Below are 13,788 nucleotides of genomic sequence, written 5' to 3'. Positions count from 1 at the left end.
ACTATTTTATCCGATTTGACCGATAGTACCCGCCGCCACCGCTGCCGACCCGAACCGAGGTGTCCAAGTCACGGCTTTCGGCCCAATACCCATGCCACGAGACATAACCTGTGGCAGCCACGGCCAGAGTTGAAATGACGACGAAAATGATCCTGAAAGCTGTCACTTTAATCCTCATTTACCCAATCAGTTCCCGACCACCGGGCGCGTTGATGCAACCATTTGCGCCCGAACTGAAACAGGAACAGCGCTCCAAAAACCCCGGCCAGCGCGAATGTCCAAAGACCACTGGACAGTCCGGTTTTGACACTGACCTGCAACTGGCTGAACGGCTGCCCCGGTACATGGCCTACGCCCGACCCGGTCCAAAGCCCCTGCTCAGGCACGTCTAATACCAGTGTGTAATCGCCTGTGCGATCTGGTCGAAACGTCAGGCTCGCAAATTTGCTGCCTTCGCTCCACGATCCTTCCGAGTCGCGCCCGGTGTAATATTCGATCGTTCGGCCCGCCTCGAATACTGGCTCTCCTTCGGGATCAAGCAGCTCGATGTCCAGATAGATCCAACTGTTTTTGACATTGCCCGAGAAGGAAACGCGCGTCAGTTGGCTGTCGGCTTCAAGCGGGATTGTGATTTCGGCCGGGAAGTCGCCACGTTTTAGCGCCTGACGCTCTATCGCCCTCTCCCCTGATCGTTGAGAGAAAGAGACCGCCATCACAAGACAGAGGATCGTAAACACGAATGATACGACCAGCAAAAATCTATAGTTTGGGCCCTCGATGAAAGGTTGCAGCGGATGCACCCGATGTGGGTTCAGGTTCAATGAAACCCCAAAAGCTGCTTCGGCCTGCTGTTTCGAAACATAGAACGAGCGATAGGTCTCACGCTCGGACCCGGTGGTCGAAAACCCCAGCATCGCCGTATCAGACATCGCCGAAATTGTGGTTGTCTTTTCCCCCAGTGACGGCGGCCAGGTGAATTCACCCTCAACATAGGTGACCGCGCTTGTGGTGGTCTCGTAATACACAAAGCGCCCATCCTCGATCGTCACAGAGGGAGGGGATTCCGCCGTCTCAACCCACCGCTCCGACATCCAGGCCGATCCGCGATAGCGTCTGGAAAACACCAGATGCCCCGCCTCAAGCGTCAGCCAGGCATAGCCGTGAGTTGGCGAATAGAGCTGATGGTCTATCCATTGGTAGACCCGTCCGCCCCAGCGCTCGGCATGTTCGATCAGACCAATTATGGTGAACTCGGCACCATACAACGACCCACTCATCCCAATCGAAAGCGGGGTTTCCGGGCGTTTCTGATCCTTGAACTGCCGCAATGTCCGATAGTTGTTCTGTGCATCCAGCTCGGCCCCGCAATACGAACAGATCTGCACGATCACCCGGCCACCGCCCAGTACATCCAGACCGGCGCCGCAGCAGGTGCAGTTGATCGAAAGAAGACTTGGATCTCGGGTCATGGCTGCCGCTGAACCTTCACGTCAAATGCGTCATACCACCGACCGTAGAACCAGATCGCATGACCGGGCCAGAATTCGCCGGACAACAAAGCCTCGTCCCCGGCGGAAGCGTTCACGAATTCATGGCTTTCCCCGACCTGAAGCACCTCATCGAACTGTCCACGCAGCGCGATACATTCGGCATGTTCAACTTCGGTAACCGTGAATGTGGCCGCGTCGAAATCCAGCGTTTCGCCCAGCTTGAACGGAGGCATGAATTTCGGCGTGTCCTTTTCGGTCAAGCGTTTCTGCCGAACGACATCTCCCTCATCGAGCGATATCCAGCAGGTGCGGCCATCACCATCGACACCGCAGAACTCATCCCAGAACCCCCGCCCGTAGGAATAGCGCGCATGACCAAGAATCAATGTCGACGTTCGACCCAGTTGCACTTGATCGCCTATCCCGAACAAAAGCGGTGCATCGTGCATCTCACCCTGCTGGCCCGCCGATTGAACCTGGACATCATTGATCATCAACGTCGTACCGCAGGACGCACAGGTGGCAACCTTTATCCCTTTCAGCGCAATCGGGGTTTGCGCACCGCAGTTTGGACAGTTCAAAGTCTTCATGCTTTCAAGTCGCGCAAAGAAAATGAAAGTTCAAGCCGTTATTGGTTCTGGAGAATACACGTCCGGTGCCGCCTCGCCCTTGTTGCCAGAATTCAAACAGAACCACTTAGGTGGAACTGAACATGCTGGCGGTTCTGTTAGAAGTGCCGTCAGCCCCAGCAATCATCTGAGTTAGTCGTGAAATAGGATTTCAGCTGCGTCTTTGCTTATGGTTGTGCCCTTCCTGCCCGCAACGATATCCGCCAGATCGGCCAGTGCGCCGATGGCTGCGGATTTGCCGGTAAGCCGCGCAAACTGGGCGGCGGCCTCGACCTTTGGGCCCATCGAACCGGCGGCGAAATTGAACTTGGCCATGGCCTTTGGTGAGGCGGCTTTTATGCCACGCTGAGTATCGGTACCCCAGTCCAGATAGGCACAATCAGCATCCGTTGCCGAAATGAACAAATCGGCCCCGACCTCTCGGGCCAGCAGCTCCGAGGCCAGATCCTTGTCGATCACCGCTTCTATCCCCTCCAGATAACCCGGAGAAGTATAGGCCGTGGGAATGCCACCGCCACCGGCACAGATCACCACGGTTTGCCGTTCCAGCAGCCATTTGATCGGCCTGATTTGAAAAATCCGTTTCGGCAGCGGAGAGGCAACAACCCGTCGCCATTTGTCACCATCCGCACGAATTTGCCAGCCCTTGTCGGTGGCCAATCGTTCAGCCTCGGGTTTGTCATATACCGGACCGATGAATTTTGTGGGGTCGTCAAAGGCGGGATCCTTGGCATCGACCTCAATCATGGTCAGCAGCGTGGCCAGAGGCGTCTCGGGCGGCAGACGGTTGCCCAGCTCTTGCTCGATCATATAGCCGATCATGCCCTCGGTTTCCGCCCCAAGCACGTCCAGCGGATAGGCCTCATCCGGTTTATAGGCGTTGCCCTGTAGGGCCAGTAATCCCACCTGAGGGCCATTCCCGTGGGTCACAATCAACTCGTTCCCCTCGGCAATGGTGGCCAGCGCCTGCGCGGCGATGGCCGTGTTTTCACGCTGGTTCTCGGCGGTCAGGGCCTGACCCCGCCGCAGCAGCGCATTGCCCCCAAGGGCGACGACGATGCGCATGACTCAGGCCCCCAGAGTGGCGACCAGAACGGCCTTGATTGTGTGCATTCGGTTTTCGGCCTGTTCAAACTGAATACCGGCGGGGCTTTCGAATACCTCTTCGGTGACCTCCATTTCGGTGATGCCGAATTTCTCGTGGATGTCTTCGCCCACTTTTGTCTCGGTATTGTGGAAGGCGGGCAGGCAATGCATGAATTTGACGTTTGGATTGTTTGCCGCTGCCATTAACGCGCTGTTGACCTGATAGGGGGTCAGCTGCTTGATCCGGCTGTCCCAGACCTCTGGTGCTTCGCCCATCGAGACCCAGACATCGGTGTGGATGAAATCCACGCCATCCACGGCGGCCGCAGGATCATCGGTGATGGTCAGCGTCGCGCCGTAACGCGCGGCGGCTTCTTCCGCCGGACCGCGGAATTCGTCGGACGGCCACAGATCACGTGGGGCGGCGATGCGGACGTCCATCCCCATCATGCAGCCCGCGATCATCAGCGAATGGCCCATATTGGACCGCCCGTCGCCCACATAGGCGTATTTGATGTCATGCAGGGGCTTTTCTCCATATTCCTGCATGGTCAGCAGATCGGCCAGCATCTGGGTCGGGTGGAACTCATCGGTCAGCCCGTTATAGACCGGCACGCCCGCATTGGCGGCCAGTGTTTCCGCCAGTTCCTGCCCAAAACCGCGATATTCAATGCCGTCGAACATGCGGCCCAGCACGCGGGCAGTGTCCTTCATGCTTTCCTTATGCCCGATCTGTGATCCCGAGGGGCCGAGATAGGTGACGCCAGCCCCCTGATCCATCGCGGCCACTTCAAAGGCGCACATGGTCCGGGTCGAGGATTTTTCAAAGATTAGGCAGATGTTCTTGCCTTTCAGATGCTGGATTTCAGACCCCGCATATTTTGCGCGTTTCAGATCGCGCGACAGGTCCAGCAAATAACGCAGCTCGCGCTGGTCGAAATCGAGCAGTTTCAGGAAGCTGCGGCCTTTGATGTTAAATGCCATTGGTCAATCTCCTTTTTTCAGTAATCGGGTTCAATAATCCACGGGGTCACGCCAGATCGGGCAGGTCATGCAATGCCCGCCGCCGCGTCCGCGCCCCAATTCCGAGCCCGAGATCGTGATCACTTCGACCCCCGCCTTCCGCAGCAGCGTGTTGGTATAGGTGTTGCGGTCATAGGCAACGACCACGCCGGGCTCTAACGCCACCACGTTGTTGCCGTCGTCCCACTGCTCGCGTTCCTGATTGAATGCGTCTCCGCCTGTCTGAACGATGTTCAGAGATTTGATCCCCAAGCATTCGGCGGCCACATCGAACAGATGTTTGTCATCGCGCCGGAAGTCGATCGTGTCCTCTTTGTTTCCGGGGCGCAGGCTGATGCACTGGATGTCGTTACAGACATCAACATAGGCAGTCGCGGTCTCACGGTCGCAATGGCTGAACACTGTATCCAGATGCATAGCCGCGCGGCTGCGGGGCATCTGACAGGCAACAACCCTCTCCGCCGCGCCTTTGGCAAACAGAGCGCGGGCGACTTGACCAACCGCCTGCGGACTGGTGCGTTCGCCCATGCCGATCAACACACTGCCATTGCCCCAGGGCATGACATCACCGCCTTCGACCGTGGCCGCACCGTGATCCTTGTCTGGGTCACCCCACCAGATCTCGAAATCTGCGTCGCGGAACTCGGGGTGGAACTTGTAGATCGCGGTCACCAACAGGGTTTCGGGGCGTCGCGCCGGCCAGTACATCGGGTTGACCGTAACGCCGCCATAGATCCAGCAACTGTTGTCACGAGTGAACTGCGTATTTGGAATCGGTGGGATCACAAAGCCCAATGGCCCCAGATAGCTGCCGAACATACCTGAGGGTTTGAACGGCATATCTTCGACCGCGATGCCGCCGATCAGATATCTGGCCAGATCCTTGGCCGCCATCTCATCCAACCAGCCGCGCAGCTCATTCAGCATACCGACGCCCACCTGATTTTCGGTAATGCGGCGGTCCAGAACCCAATTACGGGCTCCCTTGTCCTTCAGCGTTTCTGCAAGCAGCGTCTGGAATTCTAAAACCTGAACCCCGCGATCCTCCATCTTCATGCGGAAATCGGCATGGTCAGAGCGTGCTTTGTGCACCCAAAGAACATCGTCATAAAGCAATTCTGCCGCATTGCCGGGGGTCAGGCGGGAATGGGCCAGACCCGGTTCGCAGACCATCACCTTTCGAAGTTTCCCAATCTCGGAATGTGCGCCAAATCCAGTCATGATATCTCCTTTGATGTAATCGCGCCGGACTGCCAACGCAGCCAGACATGGATGGGCAACCCAGCCAACAGCAACAGGACGCCCCAGAAAACGACGTCTTTTCCAGCGCCGAAAATCGCCCAGAATGAATAGACAAAACCGAGACCCGCCAGCACAAAGGCCTGCGGTGGCAGGCGGGTGCGTTCTTTGCGTTTTGCGCGGATCATAATTTCGGCACCTGCGCACAACAGGTAGGGAACCAGCGTGGATAGGGTGGCCAACAGAATAATGAATTCAAACTGTTCAGCCAGGGATCGGGTGTAGTTCATAGCGATCAAAGCGCTGGCTAGCAGGCTTGAGGAGATCAGGCCAAATGCCGGCGTACCAGTCCGTGACACCCGGGCAAAACCGGCCGGGAACAACCCGTCACGCGCCGCGCCCAGTGGCACTTGCCCGGTCAGCAGCACAAATCCGTTGAGCGTGCCGAAGGTCGAAACGCAGGCCCCGACCGCGATGAATACCGCACCGCCAAACCCCCACATCACATGCGCAACATCCGCCAGCGGTGCGTTGCTTCCGGCCAGCGTGCCGGATGGCACCACCCCAAGCGCCACATAGGTCGTGGCAATATAGACCAATGCGGCAACACAGGTTCCGACAATCGTCGCAAGAGGGATCGTTTTGGTAGGGTTCCTGACATCGCCCGCCGGAACCGTTGCGGATTCGAGCCCCACAAAGGCCCAAAGCGTCAACGCCGCGCAGGCCGAGATCGCCGATATGTTCGACATTCCACTAAGGTTGGCCGGCCGGAAGTTGGCCGGTTGGACATGGGACAGTCCCAGCAGGATCAGCACCAGCAGCGGGGCCAGCTTCATCACCGTGGTCACCACTTGCACAATCCCGGCCTGCCGAACGCCGCGCAGATTGACCCAGGTGAGCAGCCAGATCGCACCAAGTGAGACCGCCAATCCCGCGAGCGCAGTTTCCCCAATGGCGGGCACCATAAAGCTGAGATAGCCAGCAAAGGCGACGGCAACGGCGGCATTCCCAGACCACAGCGCGATCCAATAGCCCCAAGCAATCAGGAAACCGGCAAAATCACCAAAGCCCTCGCGCGCATAAGCGTATGGCCCGCCGGTATTGGAAGACAATCGCGCCAGCCGACCAAAGATCAGGGCCAGCACAATCGCGCCACCTGCGGTCAGAACCCATCCCGCCATCGAGATTGGCCCGAACACGGCCAGAGAAGACGGCAGCAGGAAAATACCGGACCCGATCATATTGCCCACCACCAGCGCGGTGCACATCCAGAACCCAAGGGTTCCTTTGGGTTTAGATCGGGTGTCGGTGGGCATAATGCGACCTCATGCCAACGCGGAAAGGCTGAGCCCGGCCATGATGATGACGATCAGGATCAGTAAAAGCGGCCACATGAAACTGAGCCAGCGTTCATAGGGCACACGCCCTAGGGCAAGCCCGCCCATGACCACCGCAAAGGTGGGGTTAATCAGGTTCACCAAACCGCTGGCTGACTGATAGGCCGTCACGACCAAAGACCGTTCTACGCCGGAAAAGTCTGCTAGCGGCGCCATGATCGGCATCGTCAGAACCGCCAGGCCCGAAGATGACGGGACGAGGAAGGACAACAGCCCCTGCAAGGCGAACATCGCATTGATAAAGGCCACTTTGCCCAAACCATCCACGGCACTTTCTGCCCAATACAAAATGGTATCGGTGATGTTTCCTGCGTCCATGACCACTACGATCCCGCGCGCGATCCCGATCACCAGCGCAACGCCCAGCAAATCCCGGGCACCGTCAACGAAGGTCGAGGTGAATTCCTCTTCCCCGATCCGTGCGATCAATCCCACGACTATCGAGGACACAATGAACAGGCCGGACATCTCGGCCATCCACCAGCCTCCTGCCGCGACACCCCAGATCATCACGCCAAAGCTGGCCGCAAAGATCAAAAGGATCAGCCCATGCATACTCGTAAAGGTCGGAGCTTCACCGCCCGTGCGGCCACCTTTGAGGAAATGCGCCTCATTGCTTTCGCGCTTGTCGGCAACGATGGACAGATCCGGATCGGCTTTGACCTTGGCTGCATATCGCATGACAAAAACCACACAGGCCAACCAGCATGCCAGCAACAGCGCAAAGCGCAGCATTATGCCATTGGTGAAGGGCACCCCCGCCGCATCCGAGGCGATGACTGTGGCAAACGGGTTAATCGTCGATCCCAGCGTGCCAACCCCCGCCCCCAGCATGATGATGGCCACACCCACTACCGCGTCATAGCGCGCGGCAATCATCACTGGGATGATCAGCGCGTAAAAAGCCAGTGACTCTTCGGCCATGCCATAGATTGTGCCCCCCGCAGCAAAGAAGGCCATCAAGATGGGGATCATCCATTTTTCGCGCCCCTTCAGACGCACCATTGCGCGCGCAATCCCGGCGTCAATCGCCCCGGTTCGCGTTACAACTCCCAAAAAACCGCCAATCACCAGCACAAAAAGTGCAACATCAATCGCCCGCGCTTCATAACTGACAGGGTCATAGAACCCCCCGATAGGGGCCAGTACGACATCATAGAACCCCTGCGGATTGGGCTCGACAACCTGATAGCTGCCCGGTACCGGAACATCGCGTCCCAGGGCTTCGTTAGCGACGCGGTCATATTGGCCAGCGGGAACAAACCAGGTTGCAATGGCGACCAGTGCTATCAACGCAAACAGAATTGTATATGCAGTTGGAAACTTGAGCTTCATGTCATCAAACTCCTAAAAGAGCTGAGATTGGGTTTCGAAACTTCCGGTCTCTTCATACAGTCTCAATATGAGATTACAAAGGATGAATGACCCCGAGGCGACCTGAACGGTTCTACATGAACGCCATTCGCTGGCGCTGCGCATTGACCTGCATCAATAGAATTCAGGCTGACGCCGGATTCAGGTTGGTCAGTTTTTGCTTTCCTACAGATCGTAAGTTGCTCATTTGAGTGCAACGTTTAGCACCTTGCGATCCATCGCCCCAGTCTGGCAGAAACCCGCTTGAGACTGTGGTGATCATGTTGACATATCAGCCCATTTCCCTGAACCGGTAAGTCGCACATTTGCATTAGGCTTACCAAAGGCTAATGTGCAAGAAATTAAGGCGCAAATGCCCGTATCGAACAGTAACCCAAGGCTAACAACGTGAGCTCTGAAATTCCCAGGTCCCTGCCTGCCAGACATGAGTTGCGCAAGGTGCGCAACAAGGGGCTGTCATTTCTGGCACTAGCCTTCCTGTTCAGCATCTTTGTCAACCTGCTGATGCTGACGGGGCCTTTATTCATGCTGCAGGTTTATGACCGGGTCCTTGCCTCTCGGGCGGTTGAAACCCTCACGGCGCTGTTTCTGATTGTCGCTCTATTATATAGCCTTATGGCCATGCTGGATTTTGCGCGAGGACGTATCGTTGCGCGGTTCGGAGCGAGGTTCCAGTCGCAACTGGACGAGCGGGTGTTCGAGGCAACGCTGCGAAAATCTCTTGTTCCGCAGGCCCGTGCAGCCCCAGCCACTGCCTTGCGCGACCTTGAGGCAATCCAGAACCTGTGTTCCTCACCTGTTTTGCTGGCCGTAATGGATATCCCCTGGACACCGGTTTTTCTGGCAGCAATCTTCCTATTCCACCCGATGCTTGGATGGCTTGCGGTTGCGGGTGGCGCGATCCTGATTGTCATCGCTCTGCTTAATCAGGCGCTCACTCATAGAAAGGTTGCCGCTGCACAGCAGGCCTCGGCGCGGGCAGGCTCATTCTCGGAACATGCCAGACAAGCCGCAGAAGTTGTCCGCTCGCAAGGAATGCAGCACGACATCTCGCAACGCTGGCTGACCCAGAGGACCGATGCGCTGAGACAGACCATCTCGGCCAGCGATTGGACCGGAAGCTTTACCTCATTAACCAAGTCGATGCGGCTGTTCTTGCAATCTGCCATGCTGGCATTGGGAGCTTTGCTGGTTTTAAGAAACGAACTGTCCCCTGGGGCAATGATTGCAGGGTCCATCCTGCTTGGGCGCGCATTGGCCCCGGTCGAGCAGGCGGTGGGCCAATGGGCATTGGTGGAGCGTGCGCGATCTGCGTGGATTTCACTGAACCGATTCCTGGACACCACCCCGCCCGAGCCGGACCGGACCAAATTGCCTGTACCAGATGCGCGCCTGATCGCCAAAGGACTGACCGTTGTACCACCCGGCGCCGATTTACCGACACTCAGGAACGTTTCACTGAAACTAGAACCGGGCAAAGCTTTGGGCGTGATCGGCAAAAGCGGGTCAGGAAAATCCACACTTGCCAAGGCCCTGTTAGGATTGTGGAAACCGGCCGTTGGCGAAATCAGGCTTGGAGGCGCTACACTGGATCAATACGGGACTGATGATTTGGGCCAACACATCGGCTATCTGCCGCAGGAAGTCACTTTGTTCAACGGAACAGTGACCGAAAACATCGCCCGGATGTCCCAAAACCCGGATTCGGAAGCGGTCATCGCTGCAGCCAAGAAAGCCAAGGCTCATGACCTGATCCTGACATTGGAAAAGGGGTACGACACTTTTCTGGAAGGCAATGACAGTCAACTGTCGGGTGGCCAAAAGCAACGTATTGCTCTGGCGCGCGCTTTGTATGGAGATCCTGTCCTACTGATCCTGGACGAGCCGAACTCGGCTCTGGATGCTGATGGCACTGAGGCATTGAACACCGCGATCCGAGAACTGAAGGCCGCGGGTAAATCAGCCATCATCATGACGCACCGGCCACAGGCCATTTCCGAATGCGACGATCTTGCAGTTGTTGAAAATGGGCAGGTTGTGAAATCCGGCAGCCGCGACGAGGTGCTAAGCGCCATGGTTCAGAACGCAAATGCGATCAAAAAGGGTCTGGCACGGGTGGGTGAGTAATGCAAAAGCCCAATCATAATAACACGCGCCCTGTTTGGCGCATTACATTTCCTGCTCTGGTCGGGTTTCTCGCACTGGCTATTTTAATCGGCGGGTTGGGCTTTTGGGCGGTGCAGACCAGGCTGGCAGGCGCCATTGTATCGCAGGGCGTCATCGAAGTTCAAAGCAACCGCCAGGTAGTCGAGCATCCAGACGGTGGCGTGGTCGGCGAGATTTTTGTGCGCGACGGTGATTCCGTCACCGGCGGCGACATTCTGTTACGTCTGGATGACACGTTTCTGACCTCGGAAAAGACCATCGTTGAGGCGCAGCTGTTTGAATTACTCGTCCGAAAGGCGCGGCTTCAGGCCGAACGCGATGGCACTGATCTGACTGTTTTGACATCCGCGCTGAACGACGTACAGAAACAAGAAGACATTGACCCTGAGCTGATCGCCGGCCAGCAACGCCTGTTCGAGGCGCGTCTGAATACCCTAAATCAGCAGACTCAGCAGTTGAGCAAACAACGGATTCAGATAGAAAGCGAGATCGAGGGCACCTTGGCGCAACTGGTCTCGCTGCGCCGTCAGGTCGATCTGATACAGGAGGAGCTGCAGGACCAGCAAAGCCTGCTTCAACGCGGTCTGACACAAGCCAGTCGGGTTTCCGCCTTGCAACGCGAAGAAGCCAGCCTGACAGGTGAAATAGGCAGGCTCGAAGCGGCTGCCGCGCGGCTCAAAGGCCAAATCGCGGCAACCGAGATCAAGATTGTAGAACTGCAGGCGACACGCCGCGAAGAAGCAATCACCGCCTTACGCGATGCGCAATCGAAAATCGCCGAACTGTCTGAACGCAGGCTCTCGCTGGCTGTTCGTCTATCGCGGCTGGATATTAGGGCGCCGGTTTCCGGTACTGTCTATGGAAGCCAGGTGTTTGCACTGCATTCGGTTGTACAGCCGGCAGAACCGATGATGTATGTCGTACCACAGGAAATTCCTCTGCTGATCGCCGCTCGCGTAGATGCGATTCATGTGGACCAAGTATATATTGGGCAGCCCGCCCTCCTGCGATTTCCCGCCTTCAACCAACGCGAAACCCCCGAAATCGAAGGGCATGTTGTCACGATTTCTGCCGATACGTTCACTGATGAGAACACCGGACACACATTTTATCGCGCTGAAATGTTACCTGATGCCAACCAGATCGAGCGCCTGAACGGGCAACGCCTTCTACCCGGCATGCCAGTCGAAGCGATGATCAAGACGGACGAGCGATCCCCGTTTTCATATCTGATAAAACCGATGGCCGATTACTTTAACAGGGCCTTCCGGGAATAGATTCCGTCGTCTTTAAACCGCTTCGAGATTGCCCAACAGGATCGAAGTCATGTCAGTCGTGATCACTCCGTCTACCGCGACGACATCGACACCGGTTTCGTAGGTCACGTTTGAACTTGTGATCCCCGACAAATCAGCGTCTGCGTCCAGAAACACCCACTCTGCCTCATGCGCTGTGGGCAATCCGACGGCGATCTGCAAGATAGCCAGCGCATCCAGAGCGTTGATGAGGCCATCTTGATTGATATCGGCTGCAATTAGGTTTTCCGGTGCTGCCTGCCCCCATGTCGGGTCCAGTCCCACAGAAAGCCGCAAGACCTGCAATGCGTCCAAGGCCGTGATCTCGCCGGTCCCAGCCGAATAGGACTTTATGATATCCAGTTCACCGATAAATGTGCCCGAAGGCAGATCCAGATCGAACCTCCCTTCATCGTCGGCTTGGACACTAACCGTGCCGCCTCCGTCCGGGGTGAAACGTATTTCAGCGTTTGACAGACCGGGATTTGCAGCTTGTGAATCAATGGTAATATTCCCTTGAATGCCTGCCGAACTGTCCGGGTCGAGCCCGCCCAAACCGTTCAAATCCAACGGAATATGGTCTGGCCCGCCAAATCCGGCGCCAAAGACATCTGAACTGGTCAGCGGAGCACCTGACGCCGAAAACACCTGAACCACATTATCCAGATACCCGATCTGCGCACCTTGCGCGGTGGACGTAAAAGTGAGCTGTCCAGGTGAGCGCAGAAATGGATAGTCAAACAGATCCAGCCTGTCCGATCCGACTTCAAAATCGGTAATCGTTGTCATCGCGGTTCCGGTCTGCATCACAAAGATATCAGACCCGGAACCGCCGGTCATCATAGTGGCCCCAATCCCCGCAATCAGGATGTCATCGCCGCCGCCGCCAAGTAGAGTGGCATCAAGGATGCTGCCACTGAGCATATCGTTCTGCGCGGTGCCAGTGACTGTCCCATAACCGTCCGCGGCGATACCCAGGTCAGCGACCGAAAAAGTAAGCTGCGTTAACCCGGCCTCTTCTTGTGAGGCGGCAAAGATCTGAATTTCGTCCCCGACATGGGCCACGCTGAGCGATTCGACATTTTGCAGCCCGGTGCTCAACGTATCGGCAAAACTGTCCAGATAGACCAGTTGACCATCCGGTGTCAGGGTAAACAGTGTCACCCCATCATCGCCTCCCCCGGCCACGACAAACACCTGACCATTCACTTCGACCACGGCCAGGTCCTGAGCCGATTCAAAGCGGGTATTCAGTGTATCCAGCACGTGATCGGTGGGTATCAACCGGCCATCACCAGACAGCTCCATGACGCTGATCGTGTTGCTTTCGCTGCCAGCAACGATGACCCAGGAATGGCCATGCGCCTGCACAATTTCGACGGCCGTTGGGGCGCCAATGCCCAAGGTCGAGACCCCATCGCCGGAATCTGCGAGGCTCAAGGTTGCCGCGCTGCTGTCCACCAAATAGGTCGTTATCGAATTGCTGGTGGCGTCGGTTGCGACGACAAATTGATCCGACCCGGACTTAGCGGTCTTGATCGAGTCGGCCTGACCTGCAACGGCCCCCGAAAAGGTCAGTGAGCCGTCTGAGCCGACCGTATAGGTCGAAATCAACCCGCTGCCCTCTTGCGCCACGGCCAGAATGTCGACCGATCCAAAGGAAACCTGCACTAAGGCCGAATAGCCACCCCCACCGCTCAGGGTCCCGGTTTCCTGTAATTCTCCGATAGATCCGTCTGGAAGGATTTCGTAGCTGACAAGGCCGGCTGCGGACCTGACATCCAGAACGATGTGATCGCCCCCCAACAGAGAAACCGTTACCCCGGAACGTCCAACTGTGCCCAAGATTGTACCACTGAAATATTCTATGTCTTGCTGCTGGGGAACCGCGCCTTCGACGAGGTGCCATACAACAATGCCCCCTCCCTGTCCGGTCAGGCTGTACAGATACGTTTCCCCGTTAAACGTTTCTAAAGCCGTATCGCCGATACCTGAATCGAGCGCTGCGCTCCCTGTTGCAACTACTCCGCCGAACTGAAGCATCATACCAAATCACCCCACGCCAAAATCTGGCTCTTGAACAGGATGA

General features: G+C 56.8%; 12 protein-coding genes. 3 read left to right on the top strand and 9 right to left on the bottom strand.

Annotated elements, in window-relative coordinates:
• Nucleotide 1: 1 nt before the first annotated feature.
• Genes AC2FFF_RS09620 through AC2FFF_RS09610 form a run of 3 tightly spaced genes read right to left on the bottom strand, consistent with a single transcriptional unit; the run spans nt 2 to nt 1,984 of the window.
• Entirely contained in the window at nt 2-166 is a 165-nt protein-coding gene (locus AC2FFF_RS09620; RefSeq protein ID WP_185956671.1) for a hypothetical protein, read from the bottom strand.
• Between the two features lies 1 nt (nt 167).
• On the bottom strand, nt 168-1,469 hold the full coding sequence (locus AC2FFF_RS09615) for a DUF4178 domain-containing protein (RefSeq protein WP_142636391.1): 1,302 nt from the start codon (nt 1,467-1,469) through the stop codon (nt 168-170).
• The gene (locus AC2FFF_RS09610) at nt 1,466-1,984 is read right to left on the bottom strand and encodes a DUF4178 domain-containing protein (RefSeq protein ID WP_281972896.1); all 519 of its coding nucleotides are present in this window, start codon (nt 1,982-1,984) and stop codon (nt 1,466-1,468) included. The genes AC2FFF_RS09615 and AC2FFF_RS09610 overlap by 4 nt, the downstream gene beginning before the upstream one ends.
• A gap of 25 nt (nt 1,985-2,009) precedes the next feature.
• On the opposite strand from AC2FFF_RS09610, the gene AC2FFF_RS09605 reads away from it, so the two are divergent.
• Nucleotides 2,010-2,255, top strand: a complete 246-nt coding sequence (locus AC2FFF_RS09605) for a hypothetical protein (protein ID WP_281972894.1) — start codon at nt 2,010-2,012, stop codon at nt 2,253-2,255.
• Here AC2FFF_RS09605 and arcC read toward each other — a convergent pair.
• Genes arcC through AC2FFF_RS09580 form a run of 5 tightly spaced genes read right to left on the bottom strand, consistent with a single transcriptional unit; the run spans nt 2,252 to nt 8,199 of the window.
• Nucleotides 2,252-3,184 (bottom strand): carbamate kinase, encoded by a 933-nt coding sequence (gene arcC / locus AC2FFF_RS09600; RefSeq protein ID WP_281972893.1) that lies wholly within the window; start codon nt 3,182-3,184, stop codon nt 2,252-2,254. The genes AC2FFF_RS09605 and arcC overlap by 4 nt on opposite strands.
• A 3-nt stretch (nt 3,185-3,187) precedes the next feature.
• Entirely contained in the window at nt 3,188-4,189 is a 1,002-nt protein-coding gene (argF, locus tag AC2FFF_RS09595; RefSeq protein ID WP_142636395.1) for an ornithine carbamoyltransferase, read from the bottom strand.
• A gap of 30 nt (nt 4,190-4,219) precedes the next feature.
• Nucleotides 4,220-5,449: an arginine deiminase gene (locus AC2FFF_RS09590; protein ID WP_142636397.1), complete on the bottom strand. Its 1,230-nt coding sequence runs from the start codon at nt 5,447-5,449 to the stop codon at nt 4,220-4,222.
• A complete protein-coding gene (locus AC2FFF_RS09585) occupies nt 5,446-6,783 on the bottom strand; it encodes an amino acid permease (protein WP_281972892.1) in 1,338 nt (445 codons plus the stop codon). Before AC2FFF_RS09585 ends, AC2FFF_RS09590 begins: the two co-directional genes overlap by 4 nt.
• A 9-nt stretch (nt 6,784-6,792) precedes the next feature.
• A complete protein-coding gene (locus tag AC2FFF_RS09580; RefSeq protein ID WP_142636401.1) occupies nt 6,793-8,199 on the bottom strand; it encodes a YfcC family protein in 1,407 nt (468 codons plus the stop codon).
• Between the two features lie 426 nt (nt 8,200-8,625).
• Between AC2FFF_RS09580 and AC2FFF_RS09575 the strand changes: the two genes are divergently transcribed.
• Nucleotides 8,626-10,365 carry a type I secretion system permease/ATPase gene (locus tag AC2FFF_RS09575; RefSeq protein ID WP_416383920.1) on the top strand — a complete coding sequence of 580 codons (1,740 nt, stop codon included), beginning with the start codon at nt 8,626-8,628 and terminating at the stop codon, nt 10,363-10,365.
• Nucleotides 10,365-11,681: an HlyD family type I secretion periplasmic adaptor subunit gene (locus tag AC2FFF_RS09570; protein WP_281972891.1), complete on the top strand. Its 1,317-nt coding sequence runs from the start codon at nt 10,365-10,367 to the stop codon at nt 11,679-11,681. The genes AC2FFF_RS09575 and AC2FFF_RS09570 overlap by 1 nt, the downstream gene beginning before the upstream one ends.
• A 12-nt stretch (nt 11,682-11,693) precedes the next feature.
• Here the strand turns inward: AC2FFF_RS09570 and AC2FFF_RS09565 are convergent, their stop codons facing one another.
• Nucleotides 11,694-13,745, bottom strand: a complete 2,052-nt coding sequence (locus AC2FFF_RS09565) for a dockerin type I domain-containing protein (protein ID WP_281972890.1) — start codon at nt 13,743-13,745, stop codon at nt 11,694-11,696.
• Nucleotides 13,746-13,788 lie beyond the last annotated feature (43 nt).

The organism is Ruegeria sp. YTSA226 (genome assembly GCF_059609905.1).
This window is presented reverse-complemented; position numbering and strand designations above follow the sequence as displayed.